This is a genomic window from Bacillus sp. NPDC077027 (assembly GCF_050269555.1).
Classification (GTDB): domain Bacteria; phylum Bacillota; class Bacilli; order Bacillales; family Bacillaceae; genus Bacillus.
In genome coordinates, this window is sequence record NZ_JBNNIO010000001.1 from 359,347 (window position 1) to 376,004 (window position 16,658).

Consider the following 16,658-nt stretch of genomic DNA (forward strand, 5'->3'; position numbering starts at 1 on the left):
AAACGCTTGAAAAAGCGGCATCCTTATGATATGCTTTCATCAGAAAATAAGTCCTGATGCGTACGTTGGTTACCTAGTTTTGACCGAACATTTTTTCATACGGGAGCTTGCCTTCCCTTGCTAAATAAATGCCTCAACTGAGGACTTATAAAGCTTGGGAGAAAGCACCCACCTGCATGGTGCGGGGTTCAAAACGAAGGAAAAAGCTGGCGGCGTGATTGGGACTTTTTTGTGTTTTTTCAGAAGGATGACGGAGGAGCCTGAATGTGATATGATTCTTTCGATTCATTTTAAATAAAGGTGGAGTGAGGCACTTGTTACATCAGTTTTCAAGAAATGAACTTGCCATTGGCAAGGAAGGCTTAGAGATATTAAAAAACAGTACGGTTGCAGTGCTTGGTGTTGGCGGAGTTGGTTCTTTTGCTGCCGAGGCGCTTGCCCGTTCAGGTGTAGGTCGTATTGTGCTTGTCGATAAAGATGATATTGATATTACAAATGTGAATCGTCAATTGCCAGCACTTCTTTCAACGGTAGGTCAACCTAAGGTAGACCTAATGAAAGCGAGAATCGCTGACATTCATCCTGAATGTGATGTCGTTGCATTAAAAATGTTTTACACAGAGGAAACGTATGAGCAATTTTTTGAATATCCTCTTGATTATGTGATTGATGCATCTGACACAATTCATTACAAAATCCATTTGATGAAAGAGTGTCTCAAACGTGGCGTAAAGATGATCTCAAGCATGGGGGCTGCCAATAAAACAGACCCAACGCGATTTCAGATCAGTGACATCTCTAAAACACATACTGATCCTATCGCAAAGGTTGTGAGAACACGTTTGCGTAAAGAAGGCATTCATAAAGGAATTAAAGTGATCTTCTCTGATGAAAGTCCAATTGTCATCCGTGAAGACGTGAGAAAAGAAGTAGGGAATGATCAGGCGGCGATTCGTAAAGCTAAAATGCCGCCATCATCCAATGCTTTTGTACCATCTGTGGCTGGGCTCATTATGGGTGGACATGTCGTGATGGAACTTCTTGATGGAATTAAAATCACTCGCGTAAAAGATAAATAAATACCCCGCCTGCCATTGTGCAGGGGGGATTTTTATTTTTTGCGTCTTAAATTTTCGTACACCTGCTTCAGCGCTCCTTCGAATTTCCCAGTTTGCTTCGGCTGATAATATTGCTTGTTTTTGAGTGGATCGGGCAAGTATTGCTGCTTTACCCAGCCGTTGTCATAATCATGAGGGTACAAGTAACCTGTCCCTCTACCAAGAGCTGCGGCTCCTTTATAGTGGGCATCCTTTAAATGGGCTGGAATCTCACCAATTTTACCAGAACGAATGTCACCAATGGCTGCATCAATGGCCACATAGGCAGAATTAGACTTTGGTGATAAACAAAGCTCGATGACAGCATTGGCAAGCGGTATACGTGCTTCGGGAAAGCCGATCCGCTCAGCTGTTTGAACAGCACTTAATACACGCTGTCCTGCTTGCGGGCTAGCTAATCCGACATCTTCATAGGCAATGACAAGTAGTCGTCTGGAAATGCTTTCAAGATCACCAGCTTCAATGAGTCTTGCTAAATAGTGAAGTGCAGCATCAGGGTCAGAGCCTCTGATGGATTTTTGAAAAGCAGACAGCACATCATAATGAGCATCACCATCTTTATCATGTGAAAAGCTCTTTTTTTGCAGACATTCTTCTGCTGTTTCAAGAGAAATTGATACGATTCCATGTTTATCTTCTCTTGTCGAAAGGACAGCTAGTTCAAGCGCATTTAAAGCAGATCGAACGTCGCCGCCACAGCCTTGTGCGAAATGCTCCATTGCTTCATCAGAAACGGAAACAGTGTATCCGCCAAGTCCTCTATGTTCATCTTCAAGCGCGCGATTGAGTGCTGCTTTCATTTGATCGGTTTCAAGCGGCTTTAATTCAAAAATTTGTGTTCGACTCCGAATGGCTGGATTGATGGCGTGATACGGGTTCGCAGTTGTAGCCCCAATTAAGATCATCATGCCATTTTCCAAGTAAGGAAGCAGGAAATCTTGTTTTCCTTTGTCTAATCGGTGGACTTCATCTAAAATGAGAATCACCTGACCACTCATTTTTGCTTCTTGGGCGACAACCTCCATGTCTTTTTTGTTATGGATGACGGCATTTAATGTCCGAAAGGCAATACTCGTACTACCGGCAATCGCTGTTGCAATGGAAGTTTTGCCGATGCCGGGCGGACCATATAGAATCATGGAGGACAAATGTTTTGCCTCTACCATCCGTCTAATAATTTGTCCCTCACCAACTAGGTGCTTTTGCCCGATGATATCCTCAATATGGCTTGGGCGCATCCGATATGCTAAAGGTTTCATTTTCAATCTCTCCTGAACAATAGTCTATTTGTATAGAGTAACGAAAAATTCGTGAATAGAAAAGAGGAAGACCTTTCAATTGATGAACGGATGCGTCAAATGAAAGTTGGCTGGAAGTATGATATAATAGCTTTTGGTCTATAAAAACGTATATAAAATCAATTTGATTGATGATCACATAGAATAGAAAACGCAGAGGTGTTTAATGTGAAGATTTCAACTAAAGGAAGATATGGTCTAACCATTATGATAGAACTTGCAAAAAGACATGGCGAGGGCCCGACATCACTAAAGTCAATTGCTCAAAACAATGATTTATCTGAGCACTATTTAGAACAACTTGTTTCACCACTACGAAATGCCCGTCTTGTGAAGAGTATTCGTGGCGCTTACGGTGGTTATGTATTAGCACATGAACCTAATGAAATTACAGCTGGAGATATCATCCGTGTACTTGAAGGGCCCATTAGTCCTGTTGAAGTCATTGAAAATGAAGAACCAGCGAAGCGCGAATTATGGATTCGTATTCGAGATGCAGTAAAAGATGTTTTGGACAATACGACACTTGAAGACCTTGCAAGTTATACAGAAGATGGGGATCATGACTCGTATATGTTCTATATTTAAAATAGAGGAGTACCGCAAATGGAACGGATATATTTAGATCATGCTGCTACAACCCCAATGGACAAGCGTATTGTAGATAAGATGCTGCCATTTTTTACAGAAACGTTTGGCAATCCATCAAGTATTCATTCTTTTGGACGAGAGGCAAGGAAATGGCTTGATGAGGCAAGAGAGACCATTGCAAACGAAGTAAATGGCAAACCGCAGGAAATCATTCTGACAAGTGGTGGAACGGAAGCGGACAACCTTGCAATTACAGGTGTAGCCATGGCGAAACAGCATGAAGGCAAACACATCATTACAACCAAAACAGAGCACCATGCTGTTTTGCAAACATGTCAGAAACTTGAGGATCTTGGCTTTGAAGTCACCTATTTAGATGTTGATCAAACAGGCCTTATTAGCCTGGAGCAGCTAAAAGCTGAGCTGAGACCAGACACCATTTTAGTGACGATCATGTACGGTAACAACGAAACAGGCGTGATTCAGCCCATTCAAGAAATTGGCGAATTGCTGAAAGATCATCCCACTTATTTTCATACAGATGCAGTACAAGCTTTTGGTACTGTAGATATTCATATTGAAGCATGTCATATTGATTTGTTGTCTGCTTCTGGTCATAAATTAAATGGACCAATGGGAACAGGCTTCTTATTTGTGAATGAACGTGTCAAGCTGAAAGCCCAAATATTCGGCGGAGAACAGGAAAGAAAAAGACGTGCCGGTACTGAAAATGTTGCAGGCATTGTCGGTCTTGCTGAAGCAACCAAGCTTGCGAAGCAAAATAGAAGAGAAAAGGCGGCGCATTATGGTAAGCTCAAAGAGACCATGATTCAAGCCTTTGAAAAAGAGCATCTTCACTTCTCAATCAATGGGCATCCGGAAAACACACTGCCTCATATCATGAATGTGTTTTTTCCTGATGTGTCGATTGAATCTTTGCTTGTGAATTTAGATATGGAAGGGATTGCTGTTTCAAGTGGATCTGCATGTACAGCAGGGTCTGTCCTGCCTTCGCATGTACTGAGCGCAATGTTTGGCGATGAGGCAAAAGAGCTAACGTCCTCGGTAAGGGTGAGCTTTGGCCTTGGCAATGATGAACATCAGGTTCAAGTAGCTGCGGAGAAAATAGCGGCTGTTGTCAAGCGACTAGTGAAATAAAACAAGACACATTCGATGTGTGAAGAGTGAAACGGCTTTACGCATGATAAAGAACATGAACGCTGTTTCATTGAAATTGGAGTTGATGAACATGACAAAAAGACCAGAAGATACAAGAGTAGTGGTCGGTATGTCCGGAGGTGTTGATTCATCCGTTGCGGCGCTTTTATTAAAAGAGCAAGGCTATGATGTAATCGGCATATTTATGAAAAACTGGGATGACACAGATGAAAATGGTGTTTGTACAGCGACAGAGGACTATGAAGATGTCATACGTGTTTGTAACCAAATTGGTATCCCTTATTATGCAGTCAATTTTGAGAAGCAATATTGGGACAAAGTGTTTCAATATTTTCTTGATGAATATAAAGCAGGCAGAACGCCAAATCCTGACGTGATGTGTAACAAAGAAATTAAATTCAAAGCCTTTCTTGAGCATGCTTTATCACTTGGAGCGGATTATTTGGCAACCGGTCACTATGCAAGAATAGACCGAAGCGGTGATGAGGTCAAAATGCTAAGAGGTCTTGATGCGAATAAAGATCAAACGTACTTCTTAAATCAGCTATCACAAGATCAACTTGAAAAAGTGATGTTTCCTATTGGTGATCTTGAGAAAAGCAAAGTACGTGAGTTAGCTAAAAAAGCTAACCTTGCAACCGCAACAAAAAAAGACTCTACAGGCATTTGTTTTATTGGTGAAAGAAACTTTAAAACGTTCCTAAGTCAGTACTTGCCAGCACAGCCAGGTGAAATGAGAACAATGGATGGCACGGTGAAAGGTGAGCATGACGGATTAATGTATTATACAATCGGTCAGCGACAAGGGCTTGGAATTGGTGGAAGTGGTGATCCGTGGTTCGTTGTTGGAAAAGACCTAGAACAAAACGTCTTATATGTAGAACAAGGTTTCCATAATCCACTTTTATACTCTGAAAGCATCTCAGCTGTTCAAATAAGCTGGACTCGTCCTGACATTGTGAACGAAAATGGTGAATTGACGTGTACGGCGAAATTCCGTTATCGTCAAGAGGACCATTCTGTGAAAGTTCAGCTAACAAGTGATCAAGAAGCCATTGTCCTTTTTGACGAGCCGGTACGTGCTGTGACTCCAGGTCAGGCTGTTGTGTTCTACGATGGTGACGAATGTCTTGGGGGCGGAACAATTGATGAAGTCTTTAAAGAAGGTAAAAAGCTTTCGTATGTGTAAATGTTTACAAACCTCAACGTCATAGTTGGGGTTTTTTAATGAAAGGGTGACATAAATGAATTACAATGAAACTGGGATTAAAGCAATGAGCAATGGGGATTTTGAGAAAGCGGCTGAGGCATTTACAAAGGCAATTGAAGAAAGCCCAAAAGATCCCGTTCCATATATTAATTTTGCCAACCTGCTTTCAGGGATAAATGAATTTGAACGTGCACTTAATTTTTTTCATAAAGCAATTGAATTAGATGAAACGGCTGCTGCGGCATACTACGGAATAGGTAATGTTTATTCATTAAAAGAGGATTTCATGAAAGCAAAAGATTTCTTTGAAAAAGCATTAAAAGCTGGAATGGAAAATGGTGATCTCTTTTATATGTTAGGACAAACCTTGATCAAATTAGATCAGCCGAAGCTCGCGATGCCATATTTACAGCGTGCAGTAGAGCTGAATGAAGAGGACAATGACGCAAGATTTCAATATGGCATGTGTCTTGCCAATGAACAGTTATTAAAAGAAGCAGTGACCGTATTTACCGAAGTAATCTCGCGCGATCCAAAGCATGCAGATGCCTATTACAATCTCGGTGTAGCTTATGCCTATTTAGAGAACAAGGATCAAGCACTTGCGATGCTCGCAGAGGCTATTGCTGTACAGCCTGACCATATGCTAGCACTTCATGCGCAAAAGCTAATACAAGAAGCAGAATAACGAAGAAGGAGGGAAGACCTGTGCAGGAAAACCCAGATCAATTGAAACTTGATGATGAGCCGTTTTTAAAAGGCAGTGTGCAAGCTGTTATTTTTCATAATGAAAGTAATTTATACACTGTGCTGAAGGTGAAGGTTATTGAAACATCAGAAATCTTCGAGGAGAAAACGGCATCTGTGACAGGATACTTCCCTGCACTTCACGAGGAAGAAACATATACGTTTTATGGTCGGGTGACAAGCCATCCAAAGTTTGGTATGCAATTCCAAGCCACACATTTTCAAAAGGAAGTACCGACAACAAAACAAGGCATCATTTCATATTTATCAAGTGATTTATTTGAAGGAATCGGCAAAAAAACAGCGGAAGAAATTGTCGGACACTTAGGTGATCAGACGCTTCACAAAATTATGCATGATTCTGCTGTCTTATACAATGTTCCTCGTTTATCTAAAAAGAAGGCGGACAAGCTTGCCGCCGCTCTCCAGCAGCATCAAGGGCTTGAGCAAATCATGATATCATTAAATCAATATGGCTTTGGCCCGCAACTTAGTATGAAAATTTATCAAGTATATGAAAACGAAACATTGCAAAAAATTGAAGAGAATCCCTATCAGCTCGTCAAAGATGTAGAGGGGATTGGGTTTATTAAGGCAGATGAGCTTGGAGCGAGAACGGGCATCTTAGGAAATGATCCTGAACGAATCAGAGCGGCTCTGCTCTATACAGTTGAAGTGGCAAGCCTGCAAGATGGTCATACTTACATACAAACCAAAGATTTAATTTTAGAAACGCTAAAATTGCTGAACCAAACAGGAAATGAATATAAAGTAACCGAAATGGATGTCGCCAAGCAAGTCATAGAACTCGGTGAAAAAAAGGACATGGTCATAGAGGAAGAACGCTGCTATCATCCCTCATTATTTTATGCAGAGCAAAGCGTTGCCAAACGGATAAAGAAAATTGTATCGCAGACGGAATATGCAGATCAGTTTCCTGAATCTGAGTTCCTCCTTGCTCTAGGTGAACTGGAAGAAAGGCTTGGCGTACAATATGCTGCCACGCAAAAGGAAGCGATTCAAAAAGCGCTTATGTCTCCGATGTTGTTACTAACAGGTGGTCCCGGAACTGGTAAAACAACAGTGATTAAAGGGATTGTAGAGCTTTACAGTGAGCTTCACGGTGTATCACTTGACCCATCTGATTATAAAAAAGACGAGCCTTTTCCTTTTGTACTGGCAGCTCCAACAGGACGGGCGGCAAAGCGGATGACCGAATCAACAGGACTTCCTGCTGTGACGATCCACCGACTACTTGGTTGGAACGGATCAGAGGGTTTTTCACACGATGAAGATCAACCAATTGAAGGAAAGCTCGTCATCATCGATGAGTCCAGTATGTTGGATATTTGGCTAGCAAATCATTTATTTAAGGCCATTCCAGATCATATACAGGTGATCATGGTTGGTGACGAACACCAGCTTCCATCTGTAGGTCCTGGTCAAGTATTGCGAGATCTCTTGGCATCCAATGCGGTTCCTGCTGTGACTTTAACAGATATTTATAGGCAAGCGGATGGTTCTTCCATCGTAGAGCTTGCCCATGATATGAAAAATGGAATCCTACCACAAAATATCGCTACTCGGTCAAAAGATCGTTCCTTTATCAGGTGCAATGCCGATCAAATGAAGGAAGTCATTGAAAAAGTCGTCTTAAATGCCACAAAAAAAGGTTACACATCCAGGGATATTCAAGTGCTAGCACCTATGTACAAGGGGAAAGCTGGGATTAATGAATTAAACAAGATGCTACAAAGCATTCTCAATCCGAAAAAACCCAAAGGTCGTGAAATTCCCTTCGGAGATGTTGTATACCGAACAGGTGATAAAATATTACAACTCGTCAATCAACCAGAAAACAATGTATTTAATGGTGACATTGGTGAAATTGTCTCGATTTTTTATGCCAAAGAAAATACGGAAAAAGAAGACATGGTGGTTGTGTCGTTTGATGGACATGAGGTCACATTCACAAAAAAAGATTTTCACCAATTTACACATGCGTATTGTTGCTCCATTCATAAGTCTCAAGGGAGTGAGTTTCCAATCGTTGTTTTGCCAGTGCTTAGAAGCTACTACCGAATGCTGAGAAGAAATTTGTTGTATACAGCGATTACACGCAGTAAGAAATTTTTAATCCTGTGTGGTGAAGAATCAGCACTGGAGTGGGGCGTGAAAAATAACGATGCCTCGCTGAGACAAACTTCATTGACCATGCGTCTCGTTCAGACAGTTGAGAAAATGGATGCAGAACTTGAAGCCCTGCAAAAAGAACTGCCATTTAGTGTGCACGATGCAAATATTGGAATGGAAGGTGTCACTCCCTTTGATTTTATGCATGATTAAAATGGCTTCCTTCATGGAAGCCATTTCTTCGTATGGGGATTACGGCAAACGCATACGATAAGAGTGTTCCGCAAAAGGTGGTTGATCACACTTTGAGAACATGTCGAGAATTACAGGGAATGTCCATTTATACTCGTGACCTGTCTTCGGAACTTGGGCGTGTGAAGGATATTTGTTTTTCTCCTGATGGCAGCTGCCAGGGTTACATCCTAGATGGTAAGAAAAAAGACTGTGCGCTGATCCCATTCTCAATCAGTGACAAACTGACGGATAAAGGTCTTTTTGTTCAGACCGACCTTACAGCCGGTGCACAGCCTTCCGCAACATCATTTTTATTTAACAAATTAAAAAAGAAAATGATTCAATCATCAGAAGGAGAAAACCTGGGCATATTGGAAGATGTATACTTTTGCAGAAAAACGGGCACAATCGTAGCATATGAACTCTCAAACGGCTTCTTTACAGAGTTATCAGGGATCAGAAAGCGGCTTAATGCAGCTGGAACCTTGATTGATGTTCAAAAAGAAGCACTTGTTCTAGACCGGACGTAAAGAGGTGCTTAATATGCTCATTTGTCCAAACTGCAAATGCAAGGACATCGGAAAAATTGGGGTCAATCAATATTATTGCTGGGGCTGTTTTATTGAATTGACACTGTCAAAAGGCAAAATATCGACACACCAAGTTGAGGAAGACGGGACACTTAGCAGTTTAGATGACCTGTTCAGTGACGATGAACGCTCTATCCAATTATAAGCGTTAAGGGGGAATTAGCATGGGCAGAATGACTTCTTCACTTCTGACACTTGGTGCGGGGGCACTTGCATATCACTTTGCTAGTAGATATGATATGCCGTCAAAGCGAGATATGAAAAAAATGAGAAAACGTATTATGCGCATGATGTAACAAAGAAGGGACATCCAAAGTTGGATGTCCTTTTTTATGTTTGGCGTATTTCTAAACGTCTTGCAATGAGTGAGAGACCAAAGTTAACAATAAAGTACATAAGCGCTGCTAAAAGGAAGATAGGAAGCAAATACGATTGACTTTGTCCGTTTAATATTTGTGCATGATGTAACAGTTCTGGTAATGCGATTACGACAGCTAGTGATGTATCCTTTAAAAGTGAGATGAATTGACTCACAATAGGAGGGATCATCCGCCGAAGGGCTTGGGGCATAATAATCAAGCGCAATGTTTGAACGAATGTTAAACCCGAAGATCTTGCAGCTTCAACCTGTCCTTTATCAATGGATTTTAATCCACTGCGAATGACCTCCGACAACATAGCGGATTCAAAGACGGTTAAGGCTGCAATAGCAGAAGCAGTAATGCTCAATTTCAGACCAATTTCAGGCAAGGCAAAATACGTAAAGAAAATGATAAGCAAAAGTGGTAAATTTCGAATCGTTTCAACAATGACAGCGAGCACTTTTGATAGGACAGGGATTTGTGCAAATCGCAAGGTGCCCACCACAAGTCCAATGACAAAACTGAGGATAATTGATATGAAAGCCACTTTTAAAGTGACCGCAAATCCTTCAAGCAAAAATGCGAGATGATCGGGTTGATAAGCGCCTAAAAAATCCATCGTTTCTCCCCCTTTCTAGTGGCTTCGTGCCATTCTTCTTTCTAAATAATTTACGCCAACACTAAGTGGGATTGTTAAAAGTAAGTAAAACATGGCAACGAAAATATACACATCAAAGGTGACAAACGTACGTGAGGCAATTAAATCCCCCTGATACATTAAATCGAACCCAGCGATGACGCCTAAGATCGACGAGTTCTTTACAAGGTTGATAAATTGATTTCCGAGTGGGGGAATGACAATTTTGATAGCCTGTGGCAAAATGATATATCTCATTGTACCGCCATAAGATAAACCAGATGCGCGCGCAGCTTCCATTTGCCCAATCGGGACTGCTTGTATCCCAGCACGAATCGCCTCTGCAATAAATGCTGAGGTATAAATAGCAAGCGCAATCGTACCTGCCGTAAAACCATCGGCAACAATTCCCATGACGGGCAATCCAAAGAAAAAGACAAATGTAATCAATAATAACGGAATATTCCGAATAAATTCCACGTAAGCCGTTCCTAGCCAATTGAGTGGTTTGAGTGGTGCAATTCTCATAATGGCAATGAGCGTACCGATGATAAAGCTTCCGATCAAGGCAATGATGCTAGCACCAATCGTATATTTAAATCCTTCTAAATAGACATTTAAGTTTTCGGATAAAATAGAAAACCTTAGCAATCAGGGTCACTCCCTTCAGGTAAAGGACAAGCCGAGGATGAACCACAATGGCTCATCCTAAAGCATGTTCTCATCAAGAGGTCATTCTTTGATCCATTTTTGATAGATTTTATCGTATTCTCCATTAGCTTTTAACGCTTTTAGCGCTTTGTTGATTTCGTTAGTGAGTTTTTCGTCTCCTTTTTTGACAGCAATTCCGTACGGTTCATCTGTGAATGTACCACCGACGACTTCGTATTGGCTATCCTCAGCCGCCATTCCAAATAAAATCGCATTATCTGTTGTCAGCACTTGTCCTTGGTTTGATTTTAAAGCGGTAAACGCTTCTTGATAATTTTCAAATTCCAGTACAGAGGCCTTTGGCGCCTTTTTTCGAATATTTTGAGAGGAAGTAGAGCCTTTCACGGCTAATACCTTTGTTCCTTTTTGGATATCATCAATTGATTGAATGTCACTGCCTTTTTTCACAAGCAATGATTGGCCCGCCTCGAAATAGACATCAGAAAAATTCACTTCTTTTTTTCGTTCCTCTGTAATAGTCATCGTTGCGACAATCGCGTGAATTTCCCCTTTTTGCAGAAGAGGAATTCTTGTTTTTGAAGTGACTTCTTTGAATTCCGCTTTTGCATCATCCCCAAGCATCTTTTTTGTGATCGCCTTGGCAATATCAATATCGAAGCCTTCAATTTCTCCATTACTTGGGTTTTTTAAACCAAAAAGGCGTGTGTCATTTTTAACACCAAAGACGATTTTTTTATCTTTTTTGATCGTTTCAAAAGAACTTCCCTGCTTTGCATCTGTTGACCCTTTTTCAGAGGAACCGCAGGCGGTTAGCAGAGTAAGGCAAAACGTGAATAAACATAGAAAAAAGAGCTTTGTTGTTTTTTTCATCTCAAAATCCTCCTAATGATTTAAAATTCTGCTCAAAAAGAGCTGTGCCCGCTTTTCGCGAGGTTGTACGTAAAACTCTGCAGGTGTTGATTCCTCCAGAATTTTCCCCTCATCAATGAACACAATTCGATCGGCTACTTCCCTTGCAAATCCCATTTCATGTGTGACGACAACCATGGTCATCCCCTCGCGTGCAAGCTGTTTCATGACATCTAATACTTCGCCAATCATTTCTGGATCAAGTGCAGATGTTGGTTCGTCAAATAACATCACTTCAGGCTTCATCGCAAGACCCCGTGCGATGGCAACGCGTTGTTGTTGTCCACCTGATAATCTTGACGGATAGGTGTTTGCTTTTTCGGGAATACCGACCTTCTCTAAATAAAATGCGGCTGTTTCTTTTGCTTCCTCCTTGCTCACTTTTTTCACTTTCATCGGAGCAAGCATAATATTTTCCAACACCGTTTTATGTGGATAAAGATGAAAGTGCTGAAACACCATGCCAATGTTTTGTCTGATGAGATTCATATTCGTCTTAGGATCCTGAATCGGGACGTCATTTAAGAGAATCTGCCCTTCATCAATTGTTTCAAGACGGTTGATACATCTGAGCATCGTGCTTTTTCCAGAGCCTGAGGGACCAATAATGACAACTACCTCTCCTTTTTCAATATGTAGGTTAATATCTTTGAGCACATGAAATTGACCGAAATGCTTGTTCACTTGTTCGAATGTGATCATGAAGAACCTCCTTTGTGAAAATTTGGATAAAGTGAGTCAGAGTAACATGAGGGAAAATGAATATCATTCAACTTTTTAACAGCAACCAGTGATTTTTTAAGAGGACTGTATGTTTATATATGTATTCATTTTTAACAAAAATAGGACAAATTTTATTTAGATGGATATTTGAAGGTCAGGGATAAACAATAAGAAGAGGGGTGAAGAAGGTGAATAGGAAACCGATAGAATTCGTCATTTACGCAGCGGGTACATTGCTCGTGCTCGTATCCATTTATATATTGGTTCAACTTGATGAGTTGTGGATGCCACTTGTCATTTTGTTAAAAGCAGTGCTCATTCCACTTTCACTTGCTATTTTTATTTCATATTTGTTATATCCGATTGTCGAAAGGTTGCATAGCACTGGTCTCCCGCGAACAATAAGCCTCCTGCTTATTTATTTGCTTTTTTTTGGCGGTGTCGGTTTTGCAGTTTATAAAGGAGTTCCCGTTATGATTGTTCAGTTGAATGAATTGTCTGAACAAATTCCGATTTTAGCAGAGACGTATAACGGTGCGTTATCACATATTCACCGTCATACGAACCATTGGCCAGATGGTTTGCATCATCGCTTAGATCAGCTTATTTTGCAAACGGAGACGTACGCAGCAAACGGGGCAGAACGTATCATTGTCAGTTGTAAAGTATTATTCGACTATGTTCTGATCGCCGCTTTAATTCCATTTTTAGTGTTTTATATGGTAAAGGATATGAACACGATGAAAAGAGCAGCATGGTATTTAACACCGCCTAAGTTTCGGAAACGTGGATCTCTTTTTGTGAAGGCAATAGATGATTCACTTGGGGATTATATACGAGGACAACTGCTCGTTTGTTCTTTAATTGGTGGGGCGGCAACCATTGTCCTGTGGCTGTTCCATATCCCATATCCGCTTGTGTTAGGATTAATTATCGGCGCAACGAATGTGATCCCGTATTTTGGTCCAATCATTGGCGCGGTTCCTGCCTTGATGATTGCCTTCACCATTTCAACGAAATCTGTCATCATTGTGATTGTCACAGTAGCTGTTCTGCAATTTCTAGAAAGCAATGTGCTAAGTCCAATCATTGTTGGGAGAAGTCTGCATATGCATCCAGTCGTCATTATGCTTGCACTCTTAGCGGGAGGAGAGTTGTTTGGCTTAATTGGGATGATCTTAGCGGTTCCATTTGCTGCGATTTTACGTGTCATCCTTGTGCAAATTATTCATATGAGGGCAGAGCATTGATTGACATTAAGTGGCGAGTTGTCTATAATAATTTCGATTCATAAAATGAGAATTCATTGATGGACCCGAGTACGTTGAAAAGCTGATTGAGAGAGAGGCTTTATTTGCTGAAAGAAGCCTTATCAGAACTTTAACGGAAGCTAGTCCTGAGTGCAGATAAACACTGCCGCTCTTTTCCGGCGTTAACGGATTTTAAGGTGATAGACGATTGTTGTCTATAATCAGGGTGGTACCGCGAGAACATCTCGTCCCTGTGTAAGCATTTTTATGTTTGCATAGGGCGAGATGTTTTTTTTTGTATGTGTGTGAACAGTGTGGAATGAAAAAGGAGGAACTTTATAATGAAAACTTTAACATCTGCTCAAGTGCGTCAAATGTTTTTAGACTTTTTTAAGGAAAAAGGACATTCGGTTGAGCCAAGTGCACCACTTGTGCCACATGACGATCCTACGCTTCTATGGATTAACAGTGGGGTTGCAACTTTAAAAAAATACTTTGATGGACGTGTAGTACCTGAAAACCCCCGTATTAGTAATGCTCAAAAGTCAATTAGAACAAACGATATTGAGAATGTAGGGAAAACAGCTCGACATCATACATTCTTTGAAATGCTAGGAAACTTCTCAATTGGCGACTACTTTAAAGAAGAAGCCATTGATTGGGCTTGGGAGTTTTTAACGAGTGAGAAATGGATCGGATTTGATCCGAAGCTGTTATCGGTGACTGTACATCCAGAAGATGAGGAAGCATATGTCCTTTGGAAAGATAAAATCGGTGTACCAGAAGAACGAATCATTCGACTTGAGGGGAATTTCTGGGATATTGGTGAGGGGCCAAGTGGTCCGAATACAGAAATTTTCTATGACCGTGGAGAAGAGTATGGGAATGATGCAAACGATCCAGAACTATACCCTGGCGGAGAAAATGAACGCTATTTAGAGGTTTGGAATCTTGTGTTCTCAGAATTCAACCATAATCCAGATGGTTCATATACACCACTGCCAAAGAAAAATATTGATACGGGCATGGGGCTTGAACGCATGGTTTCTGTGATTCAAAATGTTCCAACGAACTTTGACACCGATTTATTCATGCCTATTATTCATGCGGTAGAAAACATCTCTGGTGAAAGCTATGGTGAAACAAAGGAGAAGGACACAGCCTTTAAAGTCATTGCTGATCATATTCGCACAGTTGCATTTGCTGTAAGTGATGGAGCACTTCCGTCGAATGAAGGCCGCGGTTACGTGCTAAGACGTTTGCTCCGCCGTGCAGTACGTTATGCAAAAACAATTCACATTAACCGTCCATTCATGTTTGACCTCGTCCCGGTTGTGGCTGAGATTATGAAGGATTTTTACCCAGATGTTCAGGCGAAGGAAGAATTCATTGCCAAAGTGATTAAAAATGAAGAAGAACGCTTCCATGAAACTTTAAACGAAGGTCTTGCCATCCTGTCTGAAATCATGAAAAAAGAAAAAGATAAAGGCAGCTCTCAAATTTCTGGAGCAGATGTGTTCAAGCTGTATGATACGTATGGTTTCCCTGTTGAATTAACGGAAGAGTACGCGCAGGATGAAGATATGACTGTTGATGAAGAGGGCTTCAAAGCGGAAATGGACAAACAACGTGATCGTGCAAGAAAAGCAAGACAAGACGTTGGCAGTATGCAAGTCCAAGGCGGTGCCTTAGGTGATATTAAAGTAGAAAGCACATTCGTTGGCTATGAAAACTTAATGGCAACTGCACAAGTGATTGAACTCTTGCAAGATGGAGAGATCGTCACTGAAGCACATGAAGGTGAAACGGTTCAAATTTTATTAAATGAAACACCGTTTTATGCTGAAAGCGGTGGTCAGGTAGCAGATAAAGGCTACTTACGAAGCAGTGAAGTGGTCATTGAAGTGAAGGATGTTCAAAAAGCACCGAACGGTCAACATGTTCATGAAGGGCTTGTGGTGAGCGGGACGATTCAAAAAGGTCTTGAAGTGACAGCAGAGGTTGAGGCGGCGCTTAGAAAAGGGATTGTCAAAAACCATACAGCAACCCATTTGCTTCATCAGGCATTAAAAGACGTATTAGGCAGTCATGTAGGTCAAGCTGGATCGCTTGTAAACGAGAATCGACTTCGCTTTGACTTCTCCCATTTCGGTCAAGTGACTAAAGAAGAATTAGCGCAAATAGAAAAAATCGTCAATGAAAAGATTTGGGAAGGTATCTCTGTCGCAATTGATTTAAAACCAATTGCTGAAGCGAAAGAGATGGGCGCTATGGCACTGTTTGGTGAGAAATATGGTGAAATTGTGCGTGTTGTTCAAGTGGGTAACTACAGCTTAGAGCTTTGCGGCGGCTGCCATGTGCAAAACACAGCGGAAATTGGTTTGTTCAAAATTGCATCAGAGTCAGGTATTGGTGCAGGGACACGTCGTATCGAGGCGGTTACAGGCAAGGGAGCTTATGAAGAATTAAATGCTCAGCTTGCAATATTAGAAACTGCCGCAGCTGAATTAAAAACAAATACAAAGGACGTACCAAAACGAATTGTCTCCTTGCAGGCTGATTTAAAAGAAGCACAAAGAGAAAATGAATCGCTTCTTGCCAAGCTAAGCCAGGCTGAAGCAGGCTCAATTTTAGAAAAAGTGCAAGACATTGGCGGTGTGAACGTTCTCACTGAGAAAGTAAATGCAAAGGATATGAACCATTTAAGAACCATGGTAGACGATCTAAAAGCAAAATTAGGCTCAGCTGTGATCGTTTTAGGTGCAGTACAAAACGGAAAAGTGAACATCTCAGCAGGTGTCACAAAAGATTTAATCGAAAAAGGACTTCACGCAGGTAAGCTTGTCAAACAGGCAGCTGAAATCTGCGGAGGTGGCGGAGGCGGCCGTCCTGATATGGCACAAGCAGGTGGCAAACAGCCAGAAAAATTACAAGAAGCACTCGCAACTGTCGAAGAATCTGTCAAATCCGTTTTATAATCAGGCAATGTAGTGTAGAATAAGGTA

The 16,658-nt window shown here is 41.2% G+C and carries 16 protein-coding genes, 1 other RNA gene and 1 other annotated feature; of the genes, 12 read left to right on the forward strand and 5 right to left on the reverse strand.

Annotated features, from left to right (window positions below):
* Nucleotides 1-47: 47 nt before the first annotated feature.
* Both ssrS and ACQKEZ_RS01975 read left to right on the forward strand, forming a co-directional pair.
* Nucleotides 48-229: non-coding RNA, 6S RNA (gene ssrS / locus ACQKEZ_RS01970), on the forward strand.
* 85 nt (nucleotides 230-314) lie between these two features.
* Nucleotides 315-1,079 carry a tRNA threonylcarbamoyladenosine dehydratase gene (locus ACQKEZ_RS01975; RefSeq protein WP_427298334.1) on the forward strand — a complete coding sequence of 255 codons (765 nt, stop codon included), beginning with the start codon at nucleotides 315-317 and terminating at the stop codon, nucleotides 1,077-1,079.
* 32 nt (nucleotides 1,080-1,111) lie between these two features.
* On the opposite strand, the gene ACQKEZ_RS01980 is transcribed toward ACQKEZ_RS01975, so the two are convergent.
* Nucleotides 1,112-2,377 carry a replication-associated recombination protein A gene (locus tag ACQKEZ_RS01980; RefSeq protein WP_427298336.1) on the reverse strand — a complete coding sequence of 422 codons (1,266 nt, stop codon included), beginning with the start codon at nucleotides 2,375-2,377 and terminating at the stop codon, nucleotides 1,112-1,114.
* Nucleotides 2,378-2,584: 207 nt separating this feature from the next.
* Here ACQKEZ_RS01980 and cymR point away from each other — a divergent pair, with 207 nt between their 5' ends.
* The 8 genes from cymR (at nucleotide 2,585) to ACQKEZ_RS02020 (ending at nucleotide 9,396) form a co-directional block, all read left to right on the forward strand.
* On the forward strand, nucleotides 2,585-3,004 hold the full coding sequence (gene cymR, locus ACQKEZ_RS01985) for a cysteine metabolism transcriptional regulator CymR (RefSeq protein WP_427298338.1): 420 nt from the start codon (nucleotides 2,585-2,587) through the stop codon (nucleotides 3,002-3,004).
* An 18-nt stretch (nucleotides 3,005-3,022) separates the two neighbouring features.
* The gene (locus ACQKEZ_RS01990; protein ID WP_427298340.1) at nucleotides 3,023-4,165 is read left to right on the forward strand and encodes a cysteine desulfurase family protein; all 1,143 of its coding nucleotides are present in this window, start codon (nucleotides 3,023-3,025) and stop codon (nucleotides 4,163-4,165) included.
* A gap of 91 nt (nucleotides 4,166-4,256) precedes the next feature.
* Complete coding sequence (mnmA, locus tag ACQKEZ_RS01995; RefSeq protein WP_427298342.1) at nucleotides 4,257-5,375, forward strand: tRNA 2-thiouridine(34) synthase MnmA; 1,119 nt, start codon at nucleotides 4,257-4,259, stop codon at nucleotides 5,373-5,375.
* Nucleotides 5,376-5,430: 55 nt separating this feature from the next.
* Nucleotides 5,431-6,084: a tetratricopeptide repeat protein gene (locus tag ACQKEZ_RS02000; RefSeq protein ID WP_427298344.1), complete on the forward strand. Its 654-nt coding sequence runs from the start codon at nucleotides 5,431-5,433 to the stop codon at nucleotides 6,082-6,084.
* A 20-nt stretch (nucleotides 6,085-6,104) separates the two neighbouring features.
* Nucleotides 6,105-8,489, forward strand: a complete 2,385-nt coding sequence (recD2, locus tag ACQKEZ_RS02005) for an SF1B family DNA helicase RecD2 (protein ID WP_427298346.1) — start codon at nucleotides 6,105-6,107, stop codon at nucleotides 8,487-8,489.
* Between the two features lie 92 nt (nucleotides 8,490-8,581).
* Nucleotides 8,582-9,040, forward strand: coding sequence for a PRC-barrel domain-containing protein (locus tag ACQKEZ_RS02010; RefSeq protein WP_427298348.1), 459 nt, complete (start codon nucleotides 8,582-8,584; stop codon nucleotides 9,038-9,040).
* Nucleotides 9,041-9,053: 13 nt separating this feature from the next.
* The gene (locus ACQKEZ_RS02015; protein WP_003216308.1) at nucleotides 9,054-9,245 is read left to right on the forward strand and encodes a hypothetical protein; all 192 of its coding nucleotides are present in this window, start codon (nucleotides 9,054-9,056) and stop codon (nucleotides 9,243-9,245) included.
* A 19-nt stretch (nucleotides 9,246-9,264) separates the two neighbouring features.
* Nucleotides 9,265-9,396: a YrzQ family protein gene (locus ACQKEZ_RS02020; RefSeq protein WP_427298350.1), complete on the forward strand. Its 132-nt coding sequence runs from the start codon at nucleotides 9,265-9,267 to the stop codon at nucleotides 9,394-9,396.
* Between the two features lie 34 nt (nucleotides 9,397-9,430).
* Here ACQKEZ_RS02020 and ACQKEZ_RS02025 read toward each other — a convergent pair whose 3' ends face one another.
* The 4 genes from ACQKEZ_RS02025 to ACQKEZ_RS02040 all read right to left on the reverse strand — a co-directional run bounded on the left by ACQKEZ_RS02025 (nucleotide 9,431) and on the right by ACQKEZ_RS02040 (nucleotide 12,382).
* Nucleotides 9,431-10,081 (reverse strand): amino acid ABC transporter permease, encoded by a 651-nt coding sequence (locus tag ACQKEZ_RS02025; protein WP_427298352.1) that lies wholly within the window; start codon nucleotides 10,079-10,081, stop codon nucleotides 9,431-9,433.
* A gap of 15 nt (nucleotides 10,082-10,096) precedes the next feature.
* Nucleotides 10,097-10,750, reverse strand: a complete 654-nt coding sequence (locus ACQKEZ_RS02030) for an amino acid ABC transporter permease (RefSeq protein ID WP_427298354.1) — start codon at nucleotides 10,748-10,750, stop codon at nucleotides 10,097-10,099.
* Nucleotides 10,751-10,831: 81 nt separating this feature from the next.
* Complete coding sequence (locus tag ACQKEZ_RS02035) at nucleotides 10,832-11,641, reverse strand: transporter substrate-binding domain-containing protein (RefSeq protein WP_427298356.1); 810 nt, start codon at nucleotides 11,639-11,641, stop codon at nucleotides 10,832-10,834.
* Between the two features lie 12 nt (nucleotides 11,642-11,653).
* The gene (locus tag ACQKEZ_RS02040) at nucleotides 11,654-12,382 is read right to left on the reverse strand and encodes an amino acid ABC transporter ATP-binding protein (protein WP_427298358.1); all 729 of its coding nucleotides are present in this window, start codon (nucleotides 12,380-12,382) and stop codon (nucleotides 11,654-11,656) included.
* A 209-nt stretch (nucleotides 12,383-12,591) separates the two neighbouring features.
* On the opposite strand from ACQKEZ_RS02040, the gene ACQKEZ_RS02045 reads away from it, so the two are divergent.
* Together ACQKEZ_RS02045 and alaS are read left to right on the forward strand one after the other, a co-directional pair.
* Nucleotides 12,592-13,653, forward strand: coding sequence for an AI-2E family transporter (locus tag ACQKEZ_RS02045; protein ID WP_427298360.1), 1,062 nt, complete (start codon nucleotides 12,592-12,594; stop codon nucleotides 13,651-13,653).
* Nucleotides 13,654-13,700: 47 nt separating this feature from the next.
* Nucleotides 13,701-13,909: a binding site (T-box leader), on the forward strand.
* Between the two features lie 85 nt (nucleotides 13,910-13,994).
* Nucleotides 13,995-16,631: an alanine--tRNA ligase gene (alaS, locus tag ACQKEZ_RS02050; protein ID WP_427298362.1), complete on the forward strand. Its 2,637-nt coding sequence runs from the start codon at nucleotides 13,995-13,997 to the stop codon at nucleotides 16,629-16,631.
* Nucleotides 16,632-16,658 lie beyond the last annotated feature (27 nt).